We start from the raw sequence: 24783 nt of genomic DNA, 5'->3' as shown, positions 1-24783 counted from the left end.
ACGTCCTTAGTCATCGTGGTGCAGGTATGCGGCCTGCTTCGGCAGGCGCAGGCTGAACAGGAAGGCAATCGCCATCATGGCCGTCACGTACCAGTAGAAAGTGTTTTCCATGCCCAGGGTCTTCAGGCCCAGGGCCACGTACTCGGCGGAGCCGCCGAATGCCGCGTTGGCCACTGCATACGCCAGGCCCACACCCAGCGCACGTACTTGTGGCGGGAACATCTCGGCCTTCACCAGGCCGCTGATCGAGGTGTAGAAACTGACAATACACAACGCCAGGCTGATCAGCACGAAGGCCATGAACGGGCTGGTGACGGTTTTCAGTGCCATCAGCAACGGCACGGTGCACAGGGTACCGAGCGCGCCAAACAGCAGCATCGAATTGCGCCGGCCGATGCGGTCGGACAGCATGCCGAAGAACGGCTGCACCACCATGAACAGGAACAGCGCGCCGGTCATCACGTAGCTGGCGTTTTTCGCCGTCATACCCGCAGTGTTGACCAGGTACTTCTGCATGTAAGTGGTGAAGGTGTAGAAGATCAACGAGCCGCCAGCGGTGTAGCCAAGCACGGTGATGAAGGCTGCCGCATGGTTGCGGAACAGGCCCTTGATGGTGCCTGCATCTTTGTCGTTGCGGGTTTCGGCGCTGCTGGTCTCGTGCAGCGAGCGGCGCAACATCAACGAGATCAGCGCGGCGATGGCCCCTACCACGAACGGAATGCGCCAGCCCCAGGCACGCAGTTCATCTTCAGTCAGCAACTGTTGCAGAATCACCACCACCAGCACGGCCAGCAACTGGCCGCCGATCAGGGTGACGTACTGGAACGAGGCAAAGAAGCCGCGCTGCCCACGCAGGGCCACTTCACTCATGTAAGTGGCGGTGGTGCCGTACTCACCGCCCACCGACAGGCCCTGGATCAGGCGGGCCAGCAACAGCAGCGCCGGGGCCCAGGTGCCGATGCTGCCGTAGGTGGGCAGGCAGGCGATCATCAGGGAGCCGAAGCACATCATCAGCACCGAGATCATCAGGGAATTCTTGCGACCATGGCGGTCTGCGAGGCGGCCGAAGATCCAGCCACCGATGGGGCGCATCAAAAAGCCTGCGGCGAACACACCAGCCGTGTTCAACAGCTGCACGGTGGGGTCGTCGGAGGGGAAGAAGGCCGGGGCGAAGTAGATTGCGCAGAAGGCGTAGACGTAGAAGTCGAACCATTCCACCAGGTTGCCTGATGAGGCACCGACGATAGCGAAGATGCGCTTGCCGCGTTCTTCGCCGGTGTAATAGGTTGAGGTCATGACGGTTTTACTCCTGGAGGGTCCTAGGTAAGTCTAGACATACCTGGTAACACACTCGTTCCGCTATCTGGCTGGCAATTGGCCTTGTGTCTAACAAGGCCGGCCTCTTCGCGGGCGAGCCCGCTCCCACAGCAGGAGGCGTGGTTCCTCCTGTGGGAGCGGGCTCGCCCGCGAAGAGGCCGGTACAGGTCAAACTCGCTCGATGGCCAACGCCAGACCCTGGCCAACCCCTACACACATGGTTGCCAGGCCTTTACGCCCACCACTCTTCTCCAACTGATGCAGCGCAGTCAGCACCAGGCGTGCACCGCTCATGCCCAGCGGATGGCCCAGGGCGATCGCGCCCCCGTTAGGGTTCACCTGCGGCGCATCGTCGGCCACACCCAGCTCACGCAGCACTGCCAGGCCTTGGCTGGCAAAGGCTTCGTTGAGCTCGATCACATCAAAATCACTCATCGCCACACCCAGGCGCTCGGTCAGCTTGCGCACTGCCGGTACCGGGCCGATGCCCATCACCCGTGGTGCAACACCGCCGCTGGCCATGCCCAGTACCCGGGCGCGCGGGGTCAGGCCGTGTTTCTTCACCGCTTCTGCCGACGCCAGGATCAGCGCCGCAGCACCGTCGTTCACGCCCGAGGCGTTGCCGGCGGTGACAGTCTTGTCCGGGCCGTTGACCGGCTTGAGCTTGGTCAGCGCCTCCAGCGTGGTTTCCGGACGCAGGTGCTCGTCACGCTCGACGATGGTTTCGCCCTTCTTGTGGGCAATGCGCACCGGCACGATCTCTTCGGCGAAGAAGCCGGCAGCCTGGGCGGCGGCAGCTTTCTGCTGGCTGCGCAGGGCGAAAGCGTCCTGGTCAGCGCGCGAAACCTGGTAGTCGTCGGCCACGTTGTCGGCGGTTTCCGGCATGGAGTCCACACCGTACTGGCTCTTCATAAGCGGGTTGATGAAACGCCAGCCGATGGTGGTGTCTTCAAGCTTCATGTTGCGCGAATAGCCGCTTTCAGCCTTGCCCATGACGAACGGTGCGCGCGACATCGACTCGACGCCGCCGGCAATCGCCAGCTCCATTTCGCCGCTGGCGATGGCGCGGAAGGCAGTGCCGATGGCATCCATGCCCGACGCGCACAGGCGGTTCAGGGTGACGCCCGGGATGCTCTCCGGCAGGCCGGCCAGCAGCAGCGCCATGCGCGCCACGTTGCGGTTGTCTTCACCGGCCTGGTTGGCACAGCCGAAGAACACTTCATCAACCTGGTCCCACTGCACCGCAGGGTTGCGCTCGATCAGCGCTTTCAGCGGCACGGCAGCCAGGTCGTCGGCACGCACACCCGCCAGGGCGCCGCCGAAGCGGCCGATCGGGGTGCGGATGGCGTCACAGATAAATACGTCGCGCATTGGGCTTCTCCTGCCACTGGCCATGGGCCGCGGCGGTACGTGTGGAGGCTACTGGTCAGGGTGCTTCGATGAGCTCAGATTAAGGAGAGTGGCGGTAGGCTTACAATCCGATAATCGACTATCCGTGCGGTTATCGAACCAATTATTGCATCCCTAACTATCTCCCCTTCGTTGCCAGTACCGGCCTCATCGCCGGCAAGCCAGCTCCCACAGGTACGGCACCGGCCTCTGGCCTTGTGTCATCCTGTGGGAGCTGGCTTGCCGGCGATGAGGCCATTGGGTCAGGTCGCGTCGGCGTGGCTGACCAACCCTTTCACGATCACACCTACGGTCGCCAGCGCCGCAGGCACCAGCAATGCCGTCAGCACCTGCTCGAAGTTCCACCCCAGCCCCAGCAGCGTCGCGCCGCTCCAGGCCCCGAGAATCGCACCGAAACGGCCGATACCCAGCATCCACGATACACCCGTGGCACGGCCCTGGGTCGGGTAGAAGCGTGCCGCCAGCGACGGCATCGCCGACTGCGCACCGTTCACGCACATACCCGCAATCAGCACCAGGGTGGCCAACACGGTGATGTTGCCCAGGCTCTGCCCCACGGCGTAGGCAAACACCCCGGCCAGCAGGTAGAAAATGCCGATTACCTTGTGCGGGTTGTAGCGGTCCATGGCCCAGCCCACACCCACCGCACTCAGCACGCCGCCGAACTGGAACAGCGCACCGATGAACGCGGCCTGCTCCATGCTCGCGCCACTGTCACGCATCAGGGTTGGCAGCCAGCTGGTCAGCAGGTAGACGATCACCAGGCCCATGAAGTAGGTCAGCCACAGCAACATGGTGCCCAGGCCGTAGGTGCCGGAGAAAATCACCGCGAACACGCTGCGCGCCGCTACGGCCTTTTGCTCTGGCACACAGAAGCTGCCCGCCTCGGCCACCACCTGCGGCGCAATGGGCGACAGGGTCTTGCGTATCTTGTCGGTACCCCGGTTGCGCACCACCAGGAACCGCGCCGACTCCGGCAGCCACACCATCAACACCAGCGCCAGCAGCAGCGGCAGCACGCCGCCGATGACCAGCAGGCTGTGCCAGCCATAGGCCGGGATCATCTTGGCGGATATGAAGCCACCACCGGCCATGCCCAGGTTGAAGCCGCAGAACATGCTGGTGACCAGCAGCGACTTGAGGCGCTCAGGGGTGTATTCGGACAGCAGCGTGGTGGCATTGGGCATACCGGCACCCAGGCCCAGGCCGGTCAAAAAGCGCAGTATCAGCAACTGGTCGACGTTGGTGGCATAGGCCGAGGCCAGGCTGAAACCGCCAAACACCAGCACCGCGCCCACCAGCACGCCTTTACGCCCGAAGCGGTCAGCCAACGGCCCGGAGCCCAGGGCACCGAACACCATGCCGATCAACGCGGCGCTCATCACCGGGCCGAGGCTGGCCCGGTCGATGCCCCACTCCTGCGACAGCGCCGGGGCGATGAAGCCCATGGCGGCCGTGTCCAGGCCATCGAGGAAGACGATCAGGAAGCACAGCAACACGACCCGCCACTGATAGCGGGACAGCGGCTGCTGATTGATGAACGACTGGACGTCGAGGCTATTGCCGACGCTGTTTTGTGCTTGGTTCATTGTTGTTGTCCAGAATGTAGGGCACAGCCAGACCCCTGCACGCGGGCAACCGGTACAGAGGACAATGATTGGGGAATAGGGCCTGCGTCAGCCTGGATACAACGGTACTGCGTGCGGGTGCGGCCGCAGCAGCGTGGTGACAGTAATCATAGTAAGTGCCTCTTATGTTTTTCTTGTTCGGTCGGCAGGGCCGACCGTTGCGAGAGACATTAATCAGCGGGCGCAGGTGAAGCAATTCACCCGGAACGACACTGTGCGTTTATCGCACAGGAAACAGTTTTGCCTGTTCTAATTTGGGGCCGATTTGCGGCCCCGATAATCTCAACCAAACAACTGATGGCAGAGGTCGCGGCTGGCCGCCAGCAGAATCGGCAGGAAACGCTGCTCCAGCTCGCTACGCGTCACCCGCCCGACATGGGTGCTTACGTTCAGCGCCGCCAACACCTGCCCCGACGCGTCGTAGATCGGCACGGCAATCGAACGCAGCCCCTGCTCCAGCTCCTGGTCCACCACGCACCAGCCCTGGGCGCGTACCTGCTGGATGCAGGCGAACAGTGACTCAGGGTCATGCAGGGTACGGCTGGTGCGCGCCTTCAGGTCGGCACGCTCAAGGTATTCACGCAGGCTGGTGTCATCCATCGCCGCCAGCAGGATGCGCCCCATCGATGTGCAATAGGCCGGCAGGCGCCCGCCCACCGACAGATCGACCGATATCAGCCGCTCCACCGTGGCCGAACGGGCTATATAAAGAATGTCATCGCCTTCGAGAGTGGCCATGTTGGCCGCCTCGTGCAGCTGGTCACTGATACGGTCCAGATAAGGCTGGGCAGAAATCGCCAGCGGCGTCGACGACAGGTAGGCATGCCCCAACGTCAATACTTTGGGCAACAGCGAATAGGTACGCCCGTCGGAGGTGGCGTAACCCAGCTTGATCAGCGTGTGCAGGCAACGGCGCACCGCTGCGCGTGGGATTTCGGTGCGGTGGCTGATCTGGGCGATGGTCAGGTGGCGCTTGCGCTCCTGGAAGGCCTGGATCACGGCCAGGCCACGTGCCAGGGAGGTCATGAAGTCGGGATCGCCGGTAAACGCCTGGATGCGCTTGGCCGGGGAAGCCACGATCGGCGGCGCCATGGCGGCCGAAGCGGGTCGCGCCGGCTCTGGATTGACCGGATCGTTGACCAGGGTTTCGTCACTCATCGCACACCTCAAAAAAAACGCCCGTTCGTGCGATTATCGAACAAACGGCCGATAATCGCAATTGACCGCTGACACTTTTGCTTATACCTTTCTCCTGCCACTTGTGGCTTCTTTGGAGAGACTGGTCAGGTACCCACCGTAGAAGTCCCCAGGCAACGGCCTCGCCTTTTGGCGAGGCCGTTTTTCATTGGGGCCCCGCCCTGGCATTGCAGCGAACTTTTATCCGCCATGCCTTTCTAAGTTGTACGAAACGTCCAGACTGTTTACCGGCACCTGCCACTACTTGCGTCAGATGACGTCAGGGTTGGGTAAATAACGATGTTCGGCGAATTACCGGTTGCTATAATCGATTGCGCAGGCCCCGGCGCTAGCGTAGTAATGGAACCCTCCACTGTATCTAGCCGTTGCGGCCAGCAAGGCATGTGCATGCTGCACAATGCATAACAACAGTCCTTACACTTAATTCAGGTACTGCATGTGACGAAAGATGAACTGCGCGCAGAACTCGAGCGCCAGGCTGAACGTTACAAGGATGTTTACGGTGGTGAAGTCACCACTTACGCCGCACAACCGGATCCGGAACGCAAACCTTGGCGCAAACGTGCCAGCGTGCGCGACCAGGCGTTCAACCAGGAACTGGAACGCATTGAAAAGGAACTGCGCAGCGACAATCCCTGACCCGGGACCACGCCAGCGCGTCGTCGCCCGGCCAGCCCGGGCGCGGTCGATCTTTACCATCTGACTGAAGATGAAATGGATTTACACAAATTTAATACGCTCGTTTGAATGATGGCGAATCGGCCATTTCTTCGCTTTTCTGCCTGATTTACCCAGGCTTTGCGCTTTTTAGCCGACATTTCTCTGCCTCGAGGCCCCTACGTGCACGGTGCGCTCAACCCGTGAAGATTGCCATCGGTCTGTAGCAGGTGCATCGATTGCCAAGGTTTTCTGGCATAATCCCGCCCCCCTATACCCGCCAGACAACCTTCATGATCGATTTATTCAGCGGACTGGATGCCTGGGTGTTGGTGAGCCTGCTGCTCGCCTTGACCTTCGTACTCGCCTTCGAGTTCATCAATGGCTTTCATGACACCGCCAACGCGGTAGCTACCGTCATCTATACCAAAGCCATGCCGCCGCACCTCGCCGTGTTCTTCTCCGGCGTGTTCAACTTCCTCGGCGTTCTGCTCGGCGGTGTGGGGGTGGCCTACGCCATCGTGCACCTGTTGCCGGTAGAGTTGCTGATCAATGTGAACACCGGACACGGCCTGGCCATGGTTTTCTCGTTGCTGGCTGCGGCCATCACCTGGAACCTGGGCACCTGGTACTTTGGCATCCCCGCCTCCAGTTCGCACACGCTGATCGGCTCCATTCTCGGTGTCGGCCTGGCCAACGCCCTAATCAACGACATCCCGCTGGCCGATGGCGTCAACTGGCAGAAGGCGATCGACATCGCGATGTCGCTGGTGGTTTCGCCAATGGCCGGCTTCGCCGTTGCAGCCCTGGTGCTGATCGGCCTGAAGTGGTGGCGCCCGCTGTCGAAGATGCACAAGACCCCCGACCAGCGCCGCAAGCTCGACGACAAGAAGCACCCGCCATTCTGGAACCGCATGGTCCTGGTTGTTTCGGCCATGGGCGTGAGCTTCGTGCACGGTTCCAACGACGGCCAGAAAGGCATCGGCCTGATCATGCTGGTGCTGATCGGTATTGTCCCGGCCAAGTTCGTTCTCGACCTGAACAGCACCACCTACCAGATCGAGCGTACCCGCGACGCTACCCTGCACATGAGCCAGTTCTACCAGCGCAACGCCGCCACCCTGGGCGAGTTCCTGGCACTGGGCAAGGCCAAGTCCAACGACCTGCCGGAGCAGTTCAGCTGCAACCCGCAGCAGACCGAGCCGACCATCGCCGCGCTGCAATCCTCGCTTCAGGGCGTGACCGACTACCACAGCCTGGATGCCGACAAGCGCGTTGAAGTGCGTCGCTACCTGCTGTGCCTGGATGACACCGCGAAGAAGGTTGGCAAGCTGCCAGGCCTCGACGCCCGTGAAAAGGCCGACCTGGAAAAACTGCGCAAAGACCTGACCGCCACCACCGAATACGCACCGTTCTGGGTGATCGTGGCCGTCGCCCTGGCCTTGGGCCTGGGCACCATGGTTGGCTGGAAGCGTGTGGTACTGACCGTTGGCGAGAAGATCGGCAAGCAGGGCATGACCTATGCCCAGGGCATGTCGGCCCAGATCACCGCGGCCTGCGCCATCGGCATGGCCAACGTGTTCGCCCTGCCGGTATCGACCACCCATGTGCTGTCGTCCGGCGTGGCCGGCACCATGGTCGCCAACAAGAGCGGCCTGCAAGGCGGCACGGTGAAGACCATCCTGCTGGCCTGGATCCTGACCCTGCCGGCGTCGATGGGCCTGGCCGCCGGCCTGTTCTGGCTGGCATCCAAAGCCATTGGCTGAGTGATACCGCAATAGAAAAAGGCGCCTAAGGGCGCCTTTTTCATATCTGCGAACAAACGCGCCCCTTGTAGGAGCAGCCTTGTGCTGCGAAGAGGCCGGCCCTGCTCATACACCTCTACCCGTCATGCCGGCCCCTTCGCAGCACAAGGCTGCTCCTACAGATAAGGCACAGGCCAACTACCTTTTCTTGCCCCCCAGCAACGACCCCATCAACCCGCGCACCAACTGCCGCCCCAACTGGTTGGCGGCCTGGCGCACGGCCGATTTGATCGCCTGCCCCGCCGCACTCTGCAAGAAGTCCCCAGCCTTGTCGGCAAAGCTCTCCTCATCCGCCTTCGGCTGCGGGGCCGGCTCCACCGCCTCACCCTTGCGCTGGGTCAGCATTTCATAGGCCGACTCACGGTCCACCGGCTTGTCATAGCGCCCTGCCAGCGGCGAAGCGGCAATCAGCGCACTGCGCTCGGCCGCACTCAACGGCCCGATACGCGACTGCGGCGGTGCAATCAGCACACGCTGCACCATGGCAGGCGTACCCTTCTCTTCCAGTGTCCCCACCAACGCCTCGCCAATTCCCAGCTCGGTCAGCACCGCCAGGGTTTCGAACGCGGGGTTCGGGCGAAAGCCATCGGCCACTGCCCTCAGCGACTTCTGCTCCTTGGCGGTAAACGCCCGCAGGCCATGCTGAATGCGCAACCCCAACTGGGCCAGCACCGCATCCGGCAAGTCACCCGGTGACTGGGTGACGAAGTACACCCCCACGCCCTTGGAGCGGATCAGCCGCACTACCTGCTCCAGGCGGTCCTGCAGCGCTTTGGGCGTACCGTTGAACAGCAAGTGCGCTTCATCGAAGAACAAGGCCAGCACCGGCTTGTCGGCATCTCCACGCTCGGGCAACTGCTCGAACAGCTCGGCCAGCAGCCACAGCAGGAAGGTGGCGTACACCTTGGGCGCCTCATGCACCAGCCGGCTGGCGTCGAGCAGGTGGATGCGTCCACGGCCATCCGTGTCCGGCCGCAGCAGGTCTTCGAGCTGCAGCGCCGGCTCGCCAAACAGCGCCTCGGCGCCCTGCTGCTCCAGGGTCGCCAGCCGCCGCAACAAGGCCTGGGTAGAGGCCGTGGTCATCAGTGCACTGTCTTCACCCAGCAATTGCGGGTTGTCCTTCAGGTGCGCGAGCAGCGCCTTGAGGTCCTTGAGGTCCAGCAGCAACAGGCCCTCCCGGTCGGCCACCTTGAAGGCCGCATACAGCGCCGCCTGCTGGCTGTCGGTCAGCTCCAGGAGGTTGCCCAACAGCAACGGCCCCATTTCACTGAGGGTAGTGCGCAGCGGGTGGCCAGACTGCCCGGCGATGTCCCACAGGCTGACCGGGTAGGCCCGGGGCGTATGCCCCAGCCAGGGCATGCCGGCGATTCGCTCGGCCACCTTGCCCTGCGGTGCGCCGGCAGCACCCAGGCCACACAAGTCGCCTTTGACATCGGCCGCGAATACGGCAACCCCTGCGTCGCTGAACACTTCCGCCAGGTGCTGCAAGGTCACGGTCTTGCCGGTACCCGTCGCGCCCGCCACCAGGCCATGGCGGTTGGCCAGCCGCATCGCTTGCCCCACTGGCTGGCCATCTGGGCCAGCACCTACAACTATGGTCGATGTTTCCGACATCTCTGTAATCCTCTGCTCAAGCTTTGCCTTAATTCGGCCGATACCTTTGGGTGATATTCGCCTTAATTAGAGAGGAACAACCGAAAAGGGACTTTTCGGGATGTTGCACTGCTTTGCGGCTCCACCCGTGCGAACGCCTGATATAACACCTTAGCGGAACCGATTACGCCATGAACAAAAGCCTTCGTTTCAGCCACAAGATTCTTTTGGCAGCATCATTGATCGTGATACTCGCCTTCAGCCTGTTCACGCTCTACAACGATTACCTCCAGCGTAATGCGATCCGCGAGGACCTGGAAAACTATCTGGCTGAGATGGGCGCCTCCACTTCAACCAACATCCGCAACCTGTTCGACGGCCGTATCAAGCTGGTGGAAAACCTGGCCCAGAACATTGCCCAGAACCCCACCAACGCCGAAACCCTGATGGGCCAGAATGCGCTCATTTCCAGCTTCCTTACCGTTTATCTGGGCAAGGTGGACGGCGGTTTCAGCGTACGCCCGGACGCAAAAATGCCAGATGGCTACGACCCGCGCACCCGCCCCTGGTACAAGGACGGCATGAACGCCGCCGGCGCGACCCTGACCGAACCGTACATCGACATGACCACCAACAAGATGGTCATTGGCATTCTCAGCAAGGTGTCCAGCAGTGTCGGCGTGGTCGGTGGTGACCTGGCCCTGGACGGCCTGGTGCAGATCATCAACTCGCTGAACTTCGGCGGCATGGGCTACGCCTTCCTGGTCAACGACCAGGGCAAGATCCTGGTGCACCCTGACAAAGACCTGGTGATGAAGTCGCTGTCGGACCTGTTCCCGCAGCACACGCCGAAACTGACCGGTGAGCTGACCGAAGTGCAGAGCGAAGGCCAGGCCCGCCTGCTGACCTTTACCCCAATCACCGGCCTGCCTTCGGCCAACTGGTACATCGGCCTGTCGGTGGACAAGGACAAGGCCTTCTCGATGCTCAGCACCTTCCGCACCTCGGCGGTGATCGCCACGGTGGTGGCGGTGGTGATCATCATCGGCCTGCTCGGCCTGCTGATCAGCGTGCTGATGCAGCCGCTGCACACCATGACCCGCGCCATGGAAGACATCGCCGAGGGTGAAGGCGACCTGACCAAACGCCTGCGCATCCACAACCACGACGAGTTCGGCATCCTGGGCACCGCCTTCAACCGTTTCGTCGAGCGCATCCACAGCTCGATCAGCGAAGTGTCCTCGGCCACCGAGCAGGTCAACGAAGTGGCCCTGCGTGTGATCAGCGCCTCGAACTCGTCGATGACCAACTCTGACGAGCAGTCCAACCGTACCAACAGCGTGGCCGCCGCCATCAACGAACTGGGCGCCGCCGCCCAGGAAATCGCCGGCAACGCCGCCCAGGCATCGCAGCATGCCAGTTCGGCTCGCCTGCTGGCCGAAGAGGGGCAACAGGTGGTCGAGCGCAATATTGCGGCGATGAACCGCCTGTCCGACCTGATCGTCACCTCCAGCGCGCACATCGAGACGCTGAACAACAAGACCGTCAACATTGGCCAGATCCTCGAAGTGATCACCAGCATTTCCCAGCAGACCAACCTGCTGGCGCTGAACGCCGCCATCGAAGCGGCCCGTGCCGGTGAAGCCGGCCGCGGCTTTGCCGTGGTGGCCGACGAAGTACGCAACCTGGCGCACCGCACCCAGGAATCGGCGCAGCAAGTGCAGACCATGATCGAAGAACTGCAGGTGGGTGCCCGCGAGTCGGTCGAGACCATGGACCAGAGCCAGCGCCACAGCCAGGACAGCGTGCAGATCGCCAACCAGGCCGGTGAGCGGCTGGACAGCGTTACCGTGCGCATCGGCGAGATCGATGGCATGAACCAGTCGGTGGCCACCGCCACCGAAGAGCAGACCGCCGTGGTCGAGGCGATCAACATGGACATCAACGAAATCAACATGCTCAACCAGGAAGGCGTGGAGAACCTGCAAGCCACCCTGCGCGCCTGTTCGGACCTTGAGCAGCAGGCCGGCCGCCTGAAACACCTGGTAGGCAGCTTCCGCATCTGACCGGAGCTACACCCTCCTCTGTAGGAGCAGCCTTGTGCTGCGAAGAGGCCGGTACCGGCAACACAGCTGTGTTGCCTTCACCGGCCTCTTCGCAGATCAAGGCTGCTCCTACAAGGATTGCGAACTCCCCCTCTCCTCAAACCGATCGAACAAACTATCCTTCTGAAAGGTCCACCTTTAGGCGCGTCATCGCCGGCAATTACCGCCGGATGACGGACCCGAAGATGATCCCGGAGGGATGCTGATCGTGCACATCGCCGACATCACCATGTTCTACGCCCCGGCCAGCGGCGGCGTACGTACCTATCTTGATGCCAAACACCGCCGCCTCGACGCCATTCACGGCGTACGCCACAGCCTGCTGATCCCCGGTGCCAGCGCACAGCACGCCGATGGCATCTACCAGGTGCCCGCCCCGCCGCTGCCATTCGGCAAGGGTTACCGCTTCCCGGTGCGCCTGGCCCCCTGGTGCAGTGAACTGCGCCGGCTCAAGCCCGACCTGATCGAAGTCGGCGACCCCTACCTGACCGCCTGGGCAGCGCTGGAGGCACGGCGTCAACTCGATGTGCCGGTGATCGGTTTCTACCATTCCGACCTGCCGTTGCTGGTCAGCAACCGTATGGGCAACTGGTTCACGCCCAATGTCGAGGCCTATGTCAGCAAGCTGTACGGCAATTTCGACCGGGTGCTCGCGCCCAGCCAGGTAATGGCCGACAAACTGCGCCGCCTGGGCGTTCGCGATGTACATGTGCAGCGCCTGGGCGTGGACCTGGCCACCTTCACCCCTGAGCAGCGCGACCCGCACCTGCGTGCGGAACTGGGCATTGCCGACAACAGCCGCCTGCTGATCTATGCCGGCCGAGGCTCGCGGGAAAAGAACCTGCCCGTGCTGCTCGACTGCATGCAGCAGCTAGGTAGTCCCTACCACCTGCTGCTGGTGGGCTCGAACATGCCGGCCAACGTGCCGCGCAACGTCAGCGTGATCGACCATTTCTGCCCAGCCCCGGAAGTTGCCCGGCTGCTGGCCAGCGCCGACTTGCTGGTGCACGCCGGAGACCAGGAAACCTTCGGCCTGGTCATACTCGAAGCGATGGCCAGCGCCACCCCCGTGGTGGCCGTGCGCGCCGGAGCCTTCGGCGAAATCGTCAACGAGCAGTGCGGGCGCCTGTGCCGCCCCAACGATGGCAAGGCCATGGCGGCGGCCGTGCGCGAAGCGTTCGAGGCCGGCGTACGCACACTCGGGGCGCAGGCTCGCCGCCACGTGGAGCAGCACTATTCGTGGGACAACGTGGTCTGCGGCCTGCTGCAGCACTACCAGGCCGTACTCGGCCATCCGCCGCAGGCCCGTGCTCATGGTTGAGGCACGGCCGGCATCGCGCAGCCTGATGCTGGTGCTGCACGATGTCGCGCCCGAAACCTGGCCAGACTACCAACCCTTCGTCGAGGCCGTGGACGCCCTTGGCGGCATTCCCATGACCTGGCTGGTGGTGCCGGACTTTCACCAGCGCAACCTGCTGCTGCGTTCACCCACCTTCTGCCGCCTGCTTGACCGGCGCCTGGCCCAGGGCGATGAACTGGCCCTGCACGGCTATTACCATGCCGACAACGGCCCGCCGCCACGCACGCCCGGCGACTACTTCATGCGCCGTATCTACACCCATGAAGGTGAGTTCTACAGCCTCGACCAGCAACAGGCCCTGCAACGGCTGGAACGTGGCCTGGCACTGTTCCACCAGCAGGGCTGGCCTGTCGCCGGCTTTGTCGCGCCGGCCTGGCTGATGAGCGAAGGTACCCGCCAGGCCCTGCGCTGCCTGCCGCTGCTTTACACCAGCACGCCACAGCACCTGTACCGCTTGCCGGACTTCACCGCGATCGAAGCCCCGGGGCTGGTATGGAGTGCCCGCAGCGCCTGGCGCCGAGGGCTTTCCAGGGTGCTGTGCGACTGGCAATGCCGCCGTTGGCGCCACGCCGAGACCCTGCGCCTGGGCTTACACCCGGTGGACATGCGCCACCGCACCTCCCGTGAATACTGGCTGAACACCTTGCGCAGCCTGCTGGCTCAAGGCCGCGAGCCACTGACCAAGTCGGCCTGGCTGGACCGCCAGGCCCACGCATGAACCGCCTGGCCTGGCTGGGCCTGGCACTGCTCGCTGCGTTGCTGGTGCCAATCCTGCTCGGTGGCAGCGAGCTGCTGCCGAGGCTGCAACGCTTCGACCCTGTGCTGATGCTTACCCTGCTGGGCATGATCCTGTTGTGCTGGGCCATCAATGCCATCCGCCTGCGGCTGTTGCTCGGCCAGCAAGGTGCCAGGCTTGGGCCGCTGCGTAGTTTTGGCGTGGTAATGGCCACCGAATTTGCCATCTGCACCACGCCCGGCGGCAGCGGCGGGCCCTTGACCCTCATGGCCCTGCTGGCACGTGACCGCATCAGCCCGGCACGCAGCGGCGCGGCATTCGCCATGGACCAGTTGAACGACCTGGTGTTCTTCTTCTGCGCAATGCTGGCGATAGCGGGCTACGCGCTGTTCCACAGCCTGGGCCGCAGCCAGGAAAGCATGTTGCTGGGCAGTGCGCTGCTATTGTGCACAGCACTGGCCGGTGTAGTCGGGTTGCTGCGCTACCGCCGCCAGGTCATGCGCTTGAACGGCAGGCTGCTACGGCGCCTGGGCATGAGCCAGCAGCGCAAACGCCGCTGGGCACGCAAACTGATGCACTTCATACACGCACTGGCGCAGACCTGGCAGTTGCCCAAGCGCACGTTAAGCCTGGTGTTCACCCTGACCTGCATACACTGGGGCCTGCGCTACAGCGTGTTGTATCTGGTATTGAGGGGGTTGGGGGTGGACCTGGCATGGATCCCCAGCTTTCTGGTGCAGATGCTGTCGCTCAGTGCCGGCCAGTTCAGCCTGCTGCCAGGGGGCGCCGGTGCCGCCGAGCTGACCTCGGCCAGCCTGCTGACGCCATGGGTGGGCAGTTCGACCGCAGCGGCGGCGATCCTGATATGGCGGGCGGTTACTTACTACTTTTATCTGCTGGCGGGTGGGCCGGTGTTCGTGTGCCTGCTGGCGCGTCCGTTGCTGGAGCGCTGGCGGCGTCAGGCGGGTTGAGCTGTTGCCAGAGTTCGGCAGCGCCGGGGAAGTCGGTGCCGTCGGTGTCATCCAGGGCTTCGGGGTCGTAGCGGGCCAGGCAGCCTTCGCCCAGGGTGGGAGGCGATGAGGCGGTGGGGGTGTTGCGTTGCTTGGCCATCAAGGGTTCCTTTCGAGATTGCCGGGGGCGCTGTGCGCCCCTTTCGCCGGCAAGCCAGCTCCCACCCCGATCACAGAGACCTCAAGCCGTGTGCAATCCCTGTGGGAGCTGGCTTGCCGGCGATGGGCTGCAAAGCAGCCCCTGCATCATCAATCAAAAACAACAGTCTTGTTGCCATGCACCAGCACCCGGTCTTCCAGGTGATAACGCAGGCCACGGGCCAGCACCATCTTCTCCACATCACGACCAAAGCGGACCATGTCCTCGATGCTGTCGGCATGGCTGACACGCACCACGTCCTGCTCGATGATCGGGCCGGCGTCCAGCTCTTCGGTGACGTAGTGGCAGGTCGCGCCAATCAGCTTCACGCCACGCAGGGAGGCCTGGTGGTAAGGCTTGGCGCCGACGAACGACGGCAGGAAGCTGTGGTGGATGTTGATCACCTTTTCAGCATAGTCCCGGCACAGTTGCGGCGGCAGGATCTGCATGTAACGGGCCAGCACCACCACATCGGCGGCGTGCTCCTGGACCAGGCGCGACACTTCGGCGAAGGCCGGTGCCTTGTCCTTGGGGTCAACCGGGACGTGGAAGAACGGAATGCCATGCCACTCGACCATGCTGCGCAGGTCGTCGTGGTTGGAAATAACGCAAGGGATCTCGCAATCCAGTTCATCGGTGTGCCAGCGGTGCAGCAGGTCGGCCAGGCAGTGCGACTCGCGACTGGCCATCAGCACCACACGCTTTTTCTGCGCCGAGTCGGTAATGCGCCAGGTCATGGAGAACTCTTCGGCAATCGGCGCAAACGCCTCGCGGAAGGCTTCGATACCGAACGGCAGCGATTCGGCGCGGATTTCATGGCGCATGAAGAACCAACCGCTCTGCTCATCAGAGTGGTGGCTGGCTTCGTTGATCCAGCCATTGTACAAGGCCAGGAAATTACTGACTTTCGCCACGATGCCTACACGGTCGGGGCAGGCGATCACCAGACGATAGGTGCGCATGAATGAGACTCCAGAACTTCGTAAAAGGGCCCATTCTAGCGGCCCACCACAAAAAACGCAGTATTGATCGCAGCCGCGCCTCGTATGCCGTTCAGCATTCGCGGCGCAGGCATTGTCTGACAGACGTGACGAAACACGGGATTTTTAAGTAAATTTTTGTTCACGTAGAGAAATGTTGTCACAGCTTAATTAACAGTTAATCGCGGAATATCATGTTTACTTGCGAGTATGGCCTGTCTATTATTGGCCCACACATTTCTGAACACGCATTAAAGGAACACTCCATGTCCCTGATCAACGAGTACCGCGCTACCGAAGAAGCCATCAAGGAACTTCAGGCCCGCCTGGCCAACCTGTCGCAGGATGACAAGCTGAAGAAAGAACTGGAGTTCGAAGGCAAACTGCGCACGCTGATGGGCGAGTACTCCAAGTCGCTGCGCGACGTGATTGCCCTGCTCGACCCAGAGTCGAAACTGAGCAAAGCACCTCGCGGCGCGGTCAAGCCTACTGCCACCAAACGTGCGCGCAAGGTCAAGCAATACAAAAACCCGCACAACGGTGAAGTGATCGAAACCAAAGGCGGCAACCACAAGACCCTGAAAGAGTGGAAAGCCACTTGGGGTGGTGATGTGGTTGAGAGCTGGGCAACCCTGCTGGACTGATTGTCCGCATTTGCCTTTTGCTTATCGCAACAAAAACGCCGGCACATTGCCGGCGTTTTTGTTTGCACCGCTGTCAGCCAATTGCAAATTGTGTCTGCAATTGCCGGGCATGCATTTGCCAAGCCTCCAGCACGCGCCGGCCAGCCTCGTCAGCGCCTTCCCAGGCCTGCTGACGCGCCTCTTCGAAGTCGCCCAGCGTATTGGGGGCTCCCCACTGCGGGTCACTCAGGCGCTGCTGACAGAAGCCATACCAGCGCTGGCGTTCTTCGCTGGTCAAGGTCTCAGGGAAGTTGCGCGCCCGATAGCGGAACAGCAATTCCGGTAACCGCGGGTCATCGAACATCCACTGCCCACGGCCCAACTGCGCGGGCTCCAGCGCACGCACTTGCTCACATAAGCGGCGGTCGCGGTCCCCGACAAAACCGTCATACAACTGTTGTTCCGGGTCTTCACTCGGGGCAAAGTCTTCCTTGCCGTAGATGTGCTCCAGCTTGTCTTGCCATTGCGCCTGTTGATTAGCCAACTGTTCGCCGCGCAATTGTAACAACGTCAAGTCCAGGCCCAATCGTTGTTGATCGGCCGGGCGCAATACCGAAAGTGGCGCCAGTACCGGGCAGCGATTGATCTGCACCACTTTGAGCGGCACCGGTAATTCACCCTCGGCCAGCGCATCGTGACGGGTATACAAGCGCTGGCGTAGAACCTCAGCACTTTCCCTTAGTAACGGTAGGGATTCCTGATGCAAGTCGCAGACGATCAGTGCATTGCGATTACGCGGGTGCCAGGCCAATGGCAATACGACACCCAGGTAATTGCGCGCCGCCGAGAAGCGCCCCGATATATGCACCAGTGGCTGCAACAAACGAATCTGTTCCATCACTTTATGCTTGCTGCGCAACTGGAAGAGCCAGTCATACAACTTGGGCTGTTTTTGCCGAATCAGACGGGCCAGGGCAATGGTTGCCCGCACGTCGGAAAGCGCTTCGTGGGCATGCCCATGGTCAATGCCATTGGCCTTGCTCAACAGTTCAAGGCGCAGGCTGGTGCGCCCGTCCTGTTGCGGCCATTGAATACCGTCAGGGCGCAAGGCGTAGGCGGTGCGCACGATGTCGATCAGGTCCCAGCGGCTGTTACCGCCCTGCCACTCCCGGGCATACGGGTCGAAAAAGTTACGGTACAAACTGTAGCGGGTCACTTCATCGTCGAAGCGCAGGGTGTTGTAGCCAGCGCCACAGGTACCCGGCTGCGCCAGTTGCGCATGCACCCGGGTCATGAATTCGGCCTCGCACAGGCCTTGCTCGGCCAGCAACTGCGGGGTGATGCCAGTTACCAGGCAAGCCGCAGGGTGCGGCAGGATGTCGTCGGAAGGCCGGCAATAAAGGCTGATCGGCTCGTCGATTTCGTTAAGGTCGAAATCGGTGCGCACACCGGCCACCTGCAGTGGCCGGTCGCAGCGCGGGTTGATGCCGGTGGTTTCGTAGTCGTGCCAGAAAATGCTGGAGGTCACGGGGTCGTCCTGTATCAAGGTCGACCCGATTCTAGCGCAGCCTCAGACAGAAGCGTTGGCAGGAAGGAAACTGAAATAATCACGCAGTGAGCGCACGAACTCGTCGAATTCGCGGGGCGCCTGCAACAGCATGAAGCCCGAATCGTAGTGCCCGGGCGTCTGGTCTTCGCGGCACCACAGGCAACTGGCGGTCAGGTTGACGAACTGATGCCCGCCGCCGACCAGCGGCAAGCGCAATTGCAGTTCGTAATCGGGCCCCACCAGCACAGGCAGCTGGCTGATTACCATCAAGCCATCCTCGGAGGCATTACCCAGCTGGCCGATTTCTTGACCGGTAAAACGGTTGAATACCTTGAGGACACAAGGCAGTTGATGGCGTTCGATGTGGCGCTTGTTGAACATGATCGCGAGTGTATTCCGTACCTGATGCCAGGAATACAAGGTACTGGCGGTTGTTGTAACAGCTGAGTTACAGATTAGCGCAGGGCGCGCTGCAAATCTCGTGAAATAAACCACACCTTGGTGTTATCGCCAAGGTGCAGTCGTCACCGGGCTGGCCACAGCCGCTTCGCCGCTACGGGCATGGCCAAGTTTTTCAAGGGTCTGCAGGCGTGCCCGGGCACGATAGGCGTACTCGTTGCCCGGGTATTGCTGGATCAGGTACTGGTAAGTCTGCGCGGCATCCACGTACAGCGCCTGGCGCTCCAGGCACTGGCCACGCAGCAGCGACACCTCCGGGTGGATGAAAGGCCGCGACCGGCTGGTGCGGTCAACCTGCGACAGCTCCAGCATGACCCGTGCGCAGTCGCCACGGTCATAGGCGCGGTAGGCATTGTTCAGGTGGTGGTCCATGGACCAGCGGGTGCAGCCGACGGCGCTGGCCGCCAGGGCTAAAACGATCAGGGCTCGCATGGGGATCTCCTTTGATGCCTGTGTATCGGCCAACGCCAACAAATCTTCACAGGCTTTTGCAAGGATACCCCGACCGTTCAAATGCCACCCTGCCTTGGTCGCAGGTAGTGCAACGGAACAATGACTACAGCGAGATTCAGGAGTAGCCTTTCGCTGCGCTTCACTATAGGAGTCTGTGCATGACCATCCGCCGTACCAAAATCGTCGCCACCCTTGGCCCCGCCAGCAACTCGCCGGAAGTGATCGAGCAACTGATCCTTGCCGGCCTGGACGTGGCACGCCTGAACTTCTCCCACGGCACCCCGGACGAGCACAAGGCCCGCGCCCGCCTGATCCGTGACATCGCCGCCAAGAACGGCCGCCATGTCGCGCTGCTGGGCGACCTGCAGGGTCCGAAGATCCGCATCGCCAAGTTCGCCAACAAGCGCATCGAATTGAAGATCGGTGACAAGTTCACCTTCTCCACCGCCCACCCGCTGACCGAAGGCAACCAGGACATCGTCGGTATCGACTATCCCGACCTGGTCAAGGACTGCGGCGTCGGTGACGAACTGCTGCTCGACGATGGCCGTGTGGTCATGCGCGTCGAAACCGCCACTGCAGACGCCCTGCACTGCGTGGTGATCATCGGTGGCCCGCTGTCGGACCACAAAGGCATCAACCGTAAAGGTGGCGGCCTGACCGCACCGGCCCTGACCGAAAAAGACAAGGCCGACATCAAGCTGGCTGCGGAAATGGACCTGGACTACCTGGCCGTTTCCTTCCCGCGTGACGCCAGCGACATGGAATACGCACGCAAGCTGCGTGACGAAGCCGGCGGCAGCGCCTGGCTGGTGGCCAAGATCGAACGCGCCGAAGCGGTTGCCGACGACGAGACCCTCGACAAGCTGATCGCCGCCTCCGACGCGGTGATGGTTGCCCGTGGCGACCTGGGTGTGGAAATCGGCGACGCCGAGCTGATCGGCATCCAGAAAAAGATCATCCAGCACGCTCGCCGCAACAACAAGGCGGTGATCGTGGCGACCCAGATGATGGAGTCGATGATCCAGAACCCGATGCCGACCCGCGCTGAAGTGTCCGACGTGGCCAACGCCGTGCTGGACAACACCGACGCGGTGATGCTGTCGGCCGAAAGTGCTGCCGGTTCCTACCCGATCGAAGCCGTACAGGCCATGGCGCGGATTTGCCAAGGTGCCGAAAAGCACCCGACCAACCAGAAGTCCAGCCACCGCCTGCACACCACCTTCGAGCGTTGCGACGAAAGCATCGCCTTGGCGGCCATGTACACGGCCAACCACTTCCCGGGCGTGAAGGCGATCATCGCCCTGACCGAAAGCGGCTACACCCCGCTGATCATGTCGCGCCTGCGTTCGCACGTGCCGATCTTCGCCCTGTCGCCGCACCGCGCTACCCAGGCTCGCGCCTCGATGTTCCGCGGCGTCTACCCGATTGCCTTCGACCCGGCCTCGCTGCCGGCCGACAAGGTAAGCCAGGCGGCAGTCGACGAACTGCTCAAGCGTGGCCTGGTGGAACAGGGTGACTGGGTGATCCTGACCAAAGGGGACAGCTACCACACCATCGGTGGCACCAACGGCATGAAGATCCTGCATGTCGGTGATCCGCTGGTGGGTTGATGTATAGAAAGGGCCGCATTAGCGGCCCTTTTTTTTTCAACCTGATATTTCTGCCAGTTGTGAGATGCGCTGGCTGAGCAGAGCCTACATGGACCCCATTGGTCCAGGAGGCTCGTCATGGCAAACCCTATCGCAAATTCGCTGATCGACCCCGAATACACAGCGAAGATACCGGACAATATCGGCACAATCGAAACATCCCTGAAAACTGACGAGGGCCGCATCTGCGTCGGTAGTGCTTATGTCGACGAAAACCCTCATTACGCCCTCTTCCGCCTCAAGAAAAATGGTGATCTGGATACCTCCTTCGGCACCGGAGGCATCACGACCGGCAGCTTTGGACACAAGCAATCGCTGGCCTACAGCATCACGCAACTGGATGGCGGCGCGCTATTGATCATCGGCCTGACCTCGGACCAATCCTATTTCTTCGATGGTGTTCCAGCGCTGGCTCGCTTCGACAAAAACGGTATCCTGGACACACGCTTCGGCGAGGATGGGCATCAGGTCATCAAGCGTCCTGCAACGCTAAGGCAAGCGCGGCATAGAGCCTTTTCGACGCCCCCTGCCATGCAATGTCATGTGAGCTCAATCGGCAATGACATCCTGGTACTGGGCAACTTCTTCGGTCTTGATACCGTGCTGATGAAGTTCGATCGCGACGGTAACCTGGTCCCCAGCTTCAATGGCACAGGTTACAAGGAACTCACGCGCGGGGATGGCAACTGGCTTCATGGTTTGAACCTCTACGCCAGTGATCAGGGCATTTTGGTATGCGCGAGAGTCTATAACGCCAATAGCGTGCCAGTCGGCGGCTGCGTGGTATCGCTTGGTCCAGCAGGCGAATACAACAGTGGCTTTGGAACCGGTGGCTTCGCCGATTTCCCCGACACCCTGAAAATCCTGGAGAATTTCCTGGTGTTGCCGGCCGCAAACCGCATCATCGGCTGCGGCATGGGTGACAAGCGAGGGGGCTTGATGGTGGCGTTGAATGATCAAGGCGTCATTGATGAATCGTTCCGCTCACCACTGCTGGAACGCTATTACAGCCTTGCCTGGAATCAGCTCGCCGCGTACTCCCCCCTGAATGCTGACAGCCCGATACTGGCAACAGGCATATGGACCCGAGGGCCAGACGCACCGATGCTGATTGGCCGTTTCCATGCCAATGGAGAACTCGACGAGTCCTTCGCAGACGACGGCACCGGGTACATTCTCATCGACGGCACGACTGCTGCCAGGCGCTGTGAGATCCTCGATACCGGCAAGACCATGGTGCATGTCATGAGTACCAATCCCAACCTTCCCCGTGGCTCCCTGATCCGATGCCTTACGCAGCTGTGATGCGCTTGCCGCTTACGCATGTGCACTGAACACATCGGCAAACAACTGGTTTCTCGGCAGCCCGGCAATGAACAACCGGCGAGCGAATCGCTCGACCGTGTCGGGGTGCCCACAGACCAGCGCCAACGTTTGCCGAGACTGCAACTGCAATGCCGACAGTGACTGCTCGACGTCTGCGCTGTCGATCATGTCGATGCTGAGCGCTGGAAAAGCCTGCGCCAGCTCGGCAAGGTCGATGGCCAGGTAGTGGTCACGCGCTACATGCAGCACACGGATCGGCCCGCGATGCTGCTGGCGCAACGCCTCGCGCAAGATGCCCCACAAGGGCGCAAGCCCGGTACCGGCCGCCAGCAGCCAGAGCGGCCGCTCCTGCCAGTCCGGGTCGTAGTGCAACGCCCCGCCGCGAAGTTCACCCAGGCGCAAAGTGTCACCCACCTGCAATCCCCTCGCCTTGTCGCAAAAGGCGCCGGGCCGCAGGCAGTCGATATGGAATTCCAGGAAGTCGTCCTCACCCGGCAGGCTGGCCAGGGAATAAGGCCGCGCGACCGTACCGTTCCACAGCACCATATGCTGACCGGCCTGGTAACGCAGCGCGCGTTCGGGGCGCAGGCGCAGGCGCAGCACGTCACCGAACCAGTCCAGTGCGCAAACCTGTGCGGGAATCCCATCCTGCTGCGGGTCGAACACCGCCACACGCAGGTCACCCACCACCCGGCACTGGCAAGCCAGGCGCCAGCCCTGTGCGTGTTTCTCCAGCGCCAAGGCCTCGGGCAAGGCGTCCGCTGGCAGCCCGTCCAGGCACTGCACCAGGCAGGCATGGCAGCTGCCGGCGCGGCAACTGTAGGGCACATTCAACCCGGCCTCGTTCAAGGCATCGAGCAGGTTGCTGCCAGTCGACACCGCCCAGCGGCGCTCGCCCACGCAAAGTTCGGGCATATTCGGTGTTTCTCCAGGTATCCGAGGCTCACTGTAAGCCAAGCGCAGCACGTGAGCAAAAAGGATGCCCGCCAGCTGCCGACCATGGTCCAGACCGGCCGAAGGTGTGCCCGGCACGGATGCGCGCTATACTGCCGCGCCTTTTTCCGCCGGCCTGACCTGCCGGCGCCTTGCAAGGCGTTTCGACATGCTGGTCGGCACCGTCGAGCGTCTTTATGAATGTTCCCGTCTTTAAGAGGAGCGCGCTGCATGACCGTGATCAAGCAAGACGACCTGATTCAGAGCGTCGCCGACGCCCTGCAATTCATTTCGTACTACCACCCCGTCGATTTCATCCAGGCCATGCACGAGGCCTATCTGCGTGAAGAGTCGCCTGCTGCGCGTGACTCCATCGCCCAGATCCTGATCAACTCGCGCATGTGCGCCACCGGCCACCGTCCGATCTGCCAGGACACCGGTATCGTCACCGTGTTCGTACGCGTGGGCATGGACGTACGCTGGGACGGCGCCACCCTGAGCGTCGACGACATGATCAACGAAGGTGTGCGTCGCGCCTACAACCTGCCTGAAAACGTGCTGCGTGCTTCGATCCTGGCCGACCCGGCCGGTGCCCGCAAGAACACCAAGGACAACACCCCGGCAGTGATCCACTACTCCATCGTCCCCGGCGACAAGGTCGAGGTCGATGTCGCAGCCAAGGGCGGCGGCTCGGAGAACAAGTCGAAGATGGCCATGCTCAACCCGTCCGACTCGATCGTCGACTGGGTGCTGAAGACCGTCCCGACCATGGGCGCTGGCTGGTGCCCGCCTGGCATGCTCGGCATCGGTATCGGCGGTACCGCCGAGAAGGCCGCCGTCATGGCCAAGGAAGTGTTGATGGAATCCATCGACATCCATGAGCTGAAAGCCCGTGGCCCGCAGAACCGTCTGGAAGAAATCCGCCTGGAGCTGTTCGAGAAGGTCAACCAGCTGGGCATCGGCGCCCAGGGCCTGGGTGGCCTGACCACCGTGCTCGACGTCAAGATCATGGATTACCCGACCCACGCTGCGTCGCTGCCGGTGTGCATGATCCCCAACTGCGCCGCCACCCGTCACGCCCACTTCGTGCTCGACGGCTCCGGCCCGGCCGAACTGGAAGCGCCGTCGCTGGACGCCTACCCGGAAATCGTCTGGGAAGCCGGCCCAAGTGCCCGCCGCGTCAACCTCGACGACATCACCCCGGAAGAAGTCGCCAGCTGGAAACCGGGCGAAACCATCCTGCTCAACGGCAAGATGCTGACCGGCCGCGATGCCGCGCACAAGCGCATGGTCGAAATGCTCAACCGTGGCGAAGAGCTGCCGGTGGACCTGAAAGGCCGCTTCATCTACTACGTAGGCCCTGTCGACCCGGTTGGTGACGAAGTGGTTGGCCCTGCCGGCCCGACCACCGCTACCCGCATGGACAAGTTCACCCGCCAGATCCTTGAGCAGACCGGCCTGCTGGGCATGATCGGCAAGTCCGAGCGTGGCCCGACCGCCATCGAAGCGATCAAGGACAACAAGGCCGTGTACCTGATGGCCGTGGGTGGCGCTGCCTACCTGGTGGCCCAGGCCATCCGCAAGTCGAAGGTCCTGGCCTTCGCCGAGCTGGGCATGGAAGCGATCTACGAGTTCGACGTCAAGGACATGCCGGTTACCGTTGCCGTAGACAGCAACGGTGAGTCGGTACACATCACTGGCCCTGCCCTGTGGCAGAGCAAGATTGCCGAGAGCCTGGCAGTCGAAGTGAAGTAAGCCTGATGCAACAGTGGCGCCTGCTTCGCGGGTAAACCCGCTCCCACACTGACCTCACTGATCCTGAAAACAGTGCGGTCCCTGTGGGAGCGGGTT

Annotated in this window: 20 protein-coding genes and 1 pseudogene; 11 read left to right on the top strand and 10 right to left on the bottom strand. The window is 62.1% G+C overall.

Annotated features, from left to right (window positions below; genetic code table 11):
* Positions 1–6: 6 nt before the first annotated feature.
* The 4 genes from ABOC32_RS08455 to pcaR all read right to left on the bottom strand — a co-directional run bounded on the left by ABOC32_RS08455 (position 7) and on the right by pcaR (position 5447).
* Positions 7–1296 (bottom strand): MFS family transporter, encoded by a 1290-nt coding sequence (locus ABOC32_RS08455; protein ID WP_426810714.1) that lies wholly within the window; start codon positions 1294–1296, stop codon positions 7–9.
* A 189-nt stretch (positions 1297–1485) separates the two neighbouring features.
* The gene (gene pcaF, locus ABOC32_RS08450; RefSeq protein ID WP_043197769.1) at positions 1486–2688 is read right to left on the bottom strand and encodes a 3-oxoadipyl-CoA thiolase; all 1203 of its coding nucleotides are present in this window, start codon (positions 2686–2688) and stop codon (positions 1486–1488) included.
* A gap of 281 nt (positions 2689–2969) precedes the next feature.
* On the bottom strand, positions 2970–4316 hold the full coding sequence (locus ABOC32_RS08445) for an MFS transporter (RefSeq protein ID WP_426810713.1): 1347 nt from the start codon (positions 4314–4316) through the stop codon (positions 2970–2972).
* 321 nt (positions 4317–4637) lie between these two features.
* Positions 4638–5447, bottom strand: coding sequence for a pca regulon transcriptional regulator PcaR (pcaR, locus tag ABOC32_RS08440; RefSeq protein WP_033732052.1), 810 nt, complete (start codon positions 5445–5447; stop codon positions 4638–4640).
* Positions 5448–5990: 543 nt separating this feature from the next.
* Here pcaR and ABOC32_RS08435 point away from each other — a divergent pair.
* Together ABOC32_RS08435 and ABOC32_RS08430 are read left to right on the top strand one after the other, a co-directional pair.
* Complete coding sequence (locus tag ABOC32_RS08435) at positions 5991–6191, top strand: hypothetical protein (RefSeq protein WP_016488886.1); 201 nt, start codon at positions 5991–5993, stop codon at positions 6189–6191.
* Between the two features lie 311 nt (positions 6192–6502).
* Positions 6503–7975, top strand: a complete 1473-nt coding sequence (locus tag ABOC32_RS08430; protein WP_043197772.1) for an inorganic phosphate transporter — start codon at positions 6503–6505, stop codon at positions 7973–7975.
* Between the two features lie 177 nt (positions 7976–8152).
* On the opposite strand, the gene ABOC32_RS08425 is transcribed toward ABOC32_RS08430, so the two are convergent.
* Positions 8153–9628 (bottom strand): helicase HerA-like domain-containing protein, encoded by a 1476-nt coding sequence (locus ABOC32_RS08425; protein ID WP_426810712.1) that lies wholly within the window; start codon positions 9626–9628, stop codon positions 8153–8155.
* A 170-nt stretch (positions 9629–9798) separates the two neighbouring features.
* Here ABOC32_RS08425 and ABOC32_RS08420 point away from each other — a divergent pair.
* From ABOC32_RS08420 to ABOC32_RS08400, 5 genes and pseudogenes are all read left to right on the top strand, one after another.
* Positions 9799–10815 (top strand): annotated as a pseudogene (locus ABOC32_RS08420) (cache domain-containing protein); the annotation flags it as partial.
* A gap of 93 nt (positions 10816–10908) precedes the next feature.
* The gene (locus ABOC32_RS08415; RefSeq protein ID WP_372340008.1) at positions 10909–11673 is read left to right on the top strand and encodes a methyl-accepting chemotaxis protein; all 765 of its coding nucleotides are present in this window, start codon (positions 10909–10911) and stop codon (positions 11671–11673) included.
* Between the two features lie 238 nt (positions 11674–11911).
* Positions 11912–13033, top strand: coding sequence for a glycosyltransferase family 4 protein (locus tag ABOC32_RS08410; RefSeq protein ID WP_426810711.1), 1122 nt, complete (start codon positions 11912–11914; stop codon positions 13031–13033).
* Positions 13026–13790: a DUF2334 domain-containing protein gene (locus ABOC32_RS08405; protein WP_426810710.1), complete on the top strand. Its 765-nt coding sequence runs from the start codon at positions 13026–13028 to the stop codon at positions 13788–13790. The genes ABOC32_RS08410 and ABOC32_RS08405 overlap by 8 nt, the downstream gene beginning before the upstream one ends.
* On the top strand, positions 13787–14779 hold the full coding sequence (locus tag ABOC32_RS08400; protein WP_426810709.1) for a lysylphosphatidylglycerol synthase transmembrane domain-containing protein: 993 nt from the start codon (positions 13787–13789) through the stop codon (positions 14777–14779). Before ABOC32_RS08405 ends, ABOC32_RS08400 begins: the two co-directional genes overlap by 4 nt.
* 288 nt (positions 14780–15067) lie before the next feature.
* On the opposite strand, the gene purU is transcribed toward ABOC32_RS08400, so the two are convergent.
* A complete protein-coding gene (gene purU, locus ABOC32_RS08395; protein WP_426810708.1) occupies positions 15068–15919 on the bottom strand; it encodes a formyltetrahydrofolate deformylase in 852 nt (283 codons plus the stop codon).
* Between the two features lie 284 nt (positions 15920–16203).
* Between purU and mvaT the strand changes: the two genes are divergently transcribed.
* On the top strand, positions 16204–16581 hold the full coding sequence (gene mvaT / locus ABOC32_RS08390) for a histone-like nucleoid-structuring protein MvaT (RefSeq protein ID WP_016498109.1): 378 nt from the start codon (positions 16204–16206) through the stop codon (positions 16579–16581).
* Positions 16582–16654: 73 nt separating this feature from the next.
* On the opposite strand, the gene sbcB is transcribed toward mvaT, so the two are convergent.
* From sbcB to ABOC32_RS08375, 3 genes are all read right to left on the bottom strand, one after another.
* Positions 16655–18088, bottom strand: coding sequence for an exodeoxyribonuclease I (gene sbcB, locus ABOC32_RS08385; protein ID WP_426810707.1), 1434 nt, complete (start codon positions 18086–18088; stop codon positions 16655–16657).
* Between the two features lie 42 nt (positions 18089–18130).
* Positions 18131–18490 (bottom strand): PilZ domain-containing protein, encoded by a 360-nt coding sequence (locus tag ABOC32_RS08380; RefSeq protein ID WP_016498107.1) that lies wholly within the window; start codon positions 18488–18490, stop codon positions 18131–18133.
* Between the two features lie 123 nt (positions 18491–18613).
* Complete coding sequence (locus ABOC32_RS08375; protein WP_234227652.1) at positions 18614–19000, bottom strand: tetratricopeptide repeat protein; 387 nt, start codon at positions 18998–19000, stop codon at positions 18614–18616.
* Between the two features lie 179 nt (positions 19001–19179).
* Between ABOC32_RS08375 and pyk the strand changes: the two genes are divergently transcribed.
* Complete coding sequence (pyk, locus tag ABOC32_RS08370; RefSeq protein WP_043197785.1) at positions 19180–20634, top strand: pyruvate kinase; 1455 nt, start codon at positions 19180–19182, stop codon at positions 20632–20634.
* 117 nt (positions 20635–20751) lie between these two features.
* The gene (locus ABOC32_RS08365) at positions 20752–21978 is read left to right on the top strand and encodes a hypothetical protein (RefSeq protein WP_426810706.1); all 1227 of its coding nucleotides are present in this window, start codon (positions 20752–20754) and stop codon (positions 21976–21978) included.
* Between the two features lie 12 nt (positions 21979–21990).
* Here ABOC32_RS08365 and ABOC32_RS08360 read toward each other — a convergent pair whose 3' ends face one another.
* On the bottom strand, positions 21991–22914 hold the full coding sequence (locus ABOC32_RS08360) for an iron-sulfur-binding ferredoxin reductase (RefSeq protein ID WP_426810705.1): 924 nt from the start codon (positions 22912–22914) through the stop codon (positions 21991–21993).
* Positions 22915–23163: 249 nt separating this feature from the next.
* On the opposite strand from ABOC32_RS08360, the gene ABOC32_RS08355 reads away from it, so the two are divergent.
* Positions 23164–24687 carry a fumarate hydratase gene (locus ABOC32_RS08355; protein ID WP_016498103.1) on the top strand — a complete coding sequence of 508 codons (1524 nt, stop codon included), beginning with the start codon at positions 23164–23166 and terminating at the stop codon, positions 24685–24687.
* The last annotated feature ends 96 nt before the right edge of the window (positions 24688–24783 follow it).

Source organism: Pseudomonas sp. WOUb67, from assembly GCF_050058005.1.
Taxonomy (GTDB): Bacteria; Pseudomonadota; Gammaproteobacteria; order Pseudomonadales; family Pseudomonadaceae; genus Aquipseudomonas; species Aquipseudomonas putida_R.
This window is presented reverse-complemented; position numbering and strand designations above follow the sequence as displayed.